4 protein-coding genes are annotated in these 3,786 nt (G+C 72.8%); all 4 read left to right on the top strand.

Annotated elements, in window-relative coordinates:
• Positions 1 to 710: response regulator transcription factor (locus JX283_RS07915; RefSeq protein WP_135978921.1), on the top strand; the 710-nt coding region annotated here is incomplete at its 5' end.
• The gene (locus JX283_RS07910) at positions 707 to 1,942 is read left to right on the top strand and encodes a sensor histidine kinase KdpD (RefSeq protein ID WP_204830091.1); all 1,236 of its coding nucleotides are present in this window, start codon (positions 707 to 709) and stop codon (positions 1,940 to 1,942) included. The genes JX283_RS07915 and JX283_RS07910, both read left to right, overlap by 4 nt.
• 143 nt (positions 1,943 to 2,085) lie before the next feature.
• Complete coding sequence (locus tag JX283_RS07905; protein ID WP_204830090.1) at positions 2,086 to 2,868, top strand: GntR family transcriptional regulator; 783 nt, start codon at positions 2,086 to 2,088, stop codon at positions 2,866 to 2,868.
• Between the two features lie 153 nt (positions 2,869 to 3,021).
• Positions 3,022 to 3,726, top strand: a complete 705-nt coding sequence (gene deoC, locus JX283_RS07900; protein WP_204830089.1) for a deoxyribose-phosphate aldolase — start codon at positions 3,022 to 3,024, stop codon at positions 3,724 to 3,726.
• Positions 3,727 to 3,786: the final 60 nt, after the last annotated feature.

Below are 3,786 nucleotides of genomic sequence, written 5' to 3'. Positions count from 1 at the left end.
CCATGGGGGAGGGACGAGAGGGGCGCACGCCGCGGGTCCTCGTGGTGGACGACGACCCGGCCATCGTGGGCCTGGTGGGCGCCTTGGTGGAGGGCGAGGGCCTGGGGTTCGTGGGCGTGGGCAGCGGCGAGGAGGCCCTGGCCGCCGTGACCGACGGCCCCGTCGACCTCGTGGTCCTCGACGTCATGATGCCGGGCATGGACGGCTTCGAGACGTGCCGCCTCCTCCGCTCCCGCGAGCCCGACCTGCCGGTGATCTTCCTCTCCGCCAAGGACGACGAGACCAGCCAGGTGGTGGGCCTTACCATCGGCGGCGACGACTACGTGGCCAAGCCGTTCCGCCCCCGCGAGCTCGTGGCCCGCATCCGGGCGCGCCTGCGCCGCAGCGAGGGTTCCTCCCACGGCCTGCGGGTGGGCCCGCTCGCCCTCGACCCCGTGGCGCACCGGGCGTCGCTCCTCGACGTGCCCCTCAACCTCACTCCCACGGAGTTCCGCCTCCTCCAGGAGCTCATGGCCGCCGACGGCGACCCCGTGCCCGTGGGCGACCTGTTCCGCCGCGTGTGGGACGCCGAGCCGGACGCCTCGTCGCGCAACACTGTGATGGTGCACATCCGACGCCTGCGCGCCAAGCTCGAGCGTGTGGACGCCTCCCGCGGCTACGTGCAGACCGTGTGGGGCGTGGGCTACCGCGTGTCGGGCGACGGCCGGTGAGGCGGCGGGCCTCCCGCAGCGAGCAGGCCCGCGTCCTGGCCCGCCGTGTCGAGGGCCGCACCGTGCTCGCGGTGGCCCTGTGGACGCTGTTCTGCCTCCTCGTGGCGTGGGGCTCGCGGGACCTTGTAAGCGCGCTCGGCGAGGCCATCGCAGCCAACGACTCCGCATGGGCCACCTACACGGTGGAGGACTACAACGTCCTCGCGGAGACGGGCCGCTTCTCAGACCCCCGCAAGGCCTATCAGGTGGTGGGCGGCTACGACGAGGCCACGGGCGAGGAGGTCTTCCGCGTGCGCGACATCACGCTCTACACGCGCCTCCACGACCTCAAGGCCCCTGCGGCCNTCGTNGTCTACCTGAGCGGGNTGGTGGTCGTGTTCCTCTGGGNGCAGCGCCGCTACCTCGACGCCTTCGACGACCTCGCCGCCGCGGTGACCGACCTCGTGCGCGACCCCGCGGCGCCGGTGCGCCTGCCCGAGGAGCTCTCCGTGGCCGGGCGCGAGCTGGAGTCGGTGCGTCGGGAGCGCCTGGAGGCCGACGAGGCCGCGCTCGCCGCGGAGCGCCGCAAGGACGAGCTTGTGACCTACCTGGCCCACGACCTCCGGACCCCGCTCACCTCCGTGACCGGCTACCTCGAGCTCCTCGACGAGTCACCCGACCTGCCCGAGGACGCCCGCCGTCGCTACGTCTCGGTGGCCCACGGGCGCGCGGTGCGCCTCGGCGACCTGGTGGAGGAGCTCTTCGAGATCTCGCGGTTCAACCTGCAGACCATCCCCCTGGAGAGGAGCCGGGTCGACCTCGTGCTCCTCGGCGAGCAGGTGGCCGAGGAGGCCATGCCCGACGCCGCGGCCCACAGTCTGACGGTGCGGGTGGCGGCCGACGGCCCNTGCGTGGCCGCCGTGGACCCGGGCCGGGCCGCCCGCATGCTCTCCAACCTGGTGAGGAACGNCGTGGCCCACGGCGACGACGGCACGGAGGTCGTGGTGGGGGTGGGCCGCGCCTCCGACGGCGGCGTGCGGATGACGGTGCGCGACAACGGGCCCGACATCCCGGAGGAGCTGCTGCCCCACGTCTTNGAGCGGTTCGTGCGAGGCGACGACGCCCGTGGCGACGGCGNCGGGGCCGGGCTGGGCCTCTCCATCGTGGAGGAGATCGCCCGGGCCCACGGCGGCCGCGTGTGGGCGGAGAGCGCCGGCGGCACGACGACGTTCACAGTGGAGCTGCCCCGCTGACCCCGCCTCGTCCCACCACCCGGACACTTTTGTCCCAATGGTCGGGCACTTTTGTCCCACCGGCCGGTGCTGCCGTCGGGCCGCTTTGCCGCGCGCGCCGTNGCTCAGGTACCTTTGTCCCGTCGGCCACCGGAGGAGGACCCATGGACGNGCTCGCCCTCGTGTGCGCCCCGCCGTTGGACCCGGCGGCGCAGGCGCCGCTCTACCGCCAGCTCAAGGATCGCATTCTGCAGGTCATCGCCGCGCGCGNNNTGGGTCCCGACCAGCCGCTGCCCTCCGAGNAGGAGCTCTGCCGGGCCTTCGGCCTCTCCCGGGGCACTGTGCGCCGCTGCTTCGACGAGCTCGCCCGCGAGGGCCGCGTGGTGCGCTGCCGGGGGCTCGGGACCTTCGCCCGGTGGCCCGAGGAAGCCGAGGACATCTCCACGGCCCTCAACTTCTCCGGGCAGGTGCGCTCCGCCGGCGGCGAGCCCTTCTCCCGCCTGCTGGACCTCTCCGCCGTGCCCGCCCACGAGCGTCAGGCCCGCCAGCTCCAGGTGGCCGAGGGCACGCCCCTCTGGCGGGTGGTGCGCGTGCGCATGGCCGACGGCGAGCCGCGGCAGTATGTGACGGCCTGGGTGCCGCAGGACCTCGTGCCCGGCCTCTCCCGGGGGCAGGTGGAGGGCACGGGCTCCCTCTACGCTGCCATTGCCGCCGGCAGCGGCAAGCTCCCCGCCCGGGCGCTGGAGGCCTACGAGGCCTGCACGCTGGCGGCGGGGGAGGCCCGGGCCCTTGGGCTGGAGCCCGGCGCCCCGGCCCTGCGCTGTGTGCGCCAGACCCTCGACGGCGACGGTCTTCCGTTCGAGACGAGCGTCATCCTCATGCCGGCCGCCCTCTCGCGGTTCGTGCTCGATGTCTCCGCCGAGGGCACCGCCTACCGGCGCGCCTAGGGTCGCGGCGCGCGCGGACACCGGCCGCCGCCCCGCAGCAAACGTACAGAACGTTCAGCATCAGGAGGCTGTTTTTCCCCACGCTCCCCGAAAAGGCCTGCGGGCGGTCGTATCTTCGAACCGTCCTTCAGACCCCTTGCAGAGAGGAGCGCCATGACCCCTGCCAAGCCCGCCTCCGAGATGAGCCGCGCCGAGCTCGCCGCCTATATCGACCAGTCGGTCCTCAAGCCCGAGTTCACGGTGGAGGACATCAGGAGGTACGCCCAGGAGGGCATCGACTTCGGCTGCGCGACCATCTGCATCAACCCGTCGAGCCTGCCCATCGTGGCCCCCATGGTGGAGGGTACCGGCACCGGTCTCTGCGTGGTGTGCGACTTCCCCTTTGGCGCCAGCTCCACGGCCTCCAAGGTGGCCCAGGCCGAGGCCATCATGGACGGCTACGACATCCAGGACCTCGACATCGTGGCCAACTACGGTCGCCTGCGCTCCGGCGACCTCGACTACGTGACCGAGGACATCCGCGCCGTCGTGGAGGCCTGCCACGCCAGGGGCGTCCTGGTGAAGGTCATCATCGAGACGGACNCCCTCACCCATGGGCAGATTCAGGACGGCACCCGCTGCGCCGTGGCCGCCGGCGCCGACTTCATCAAGTCGTCCACCGGCTTCTACACCGGTGGCGAGCAGCGCGGCGCCACCAACGAGGTGGTGGACCTCATGATGGAGGCCGGGGAGGNCGAGATCCGCGTCAAGGGCTCCGGCTGCATTCGCGACCGGGAGCACTTCCTCGAGCTCATCGACAAGGGCATCGATCGCATGGGCATCGGGTACCGCTCCACGCCCGAGGTGCTGGGGGAGTAGGGCGGCTGCCGCGGGGTAGGGCGGCTGCCGCCCGTCGGCGCCACCTGTACCCCCCCCGTT

The organism is Olsenella sp. CU969, from assembly GCF_905219715.1.
In the GTDB taxonomy this organism is placed as follows: domain Bacteria; phylum Actinomycetota; class Coriobacteriia; order Coriobacteriales; family Atopobiaceae; genus Granulimonas; species Granulimonas faecalis.
The sequence above is the reverse complement of the archived record's forward strand: the minus strand, read 5'-3'. Positions and strand labels throughout refer to the sequence as shown.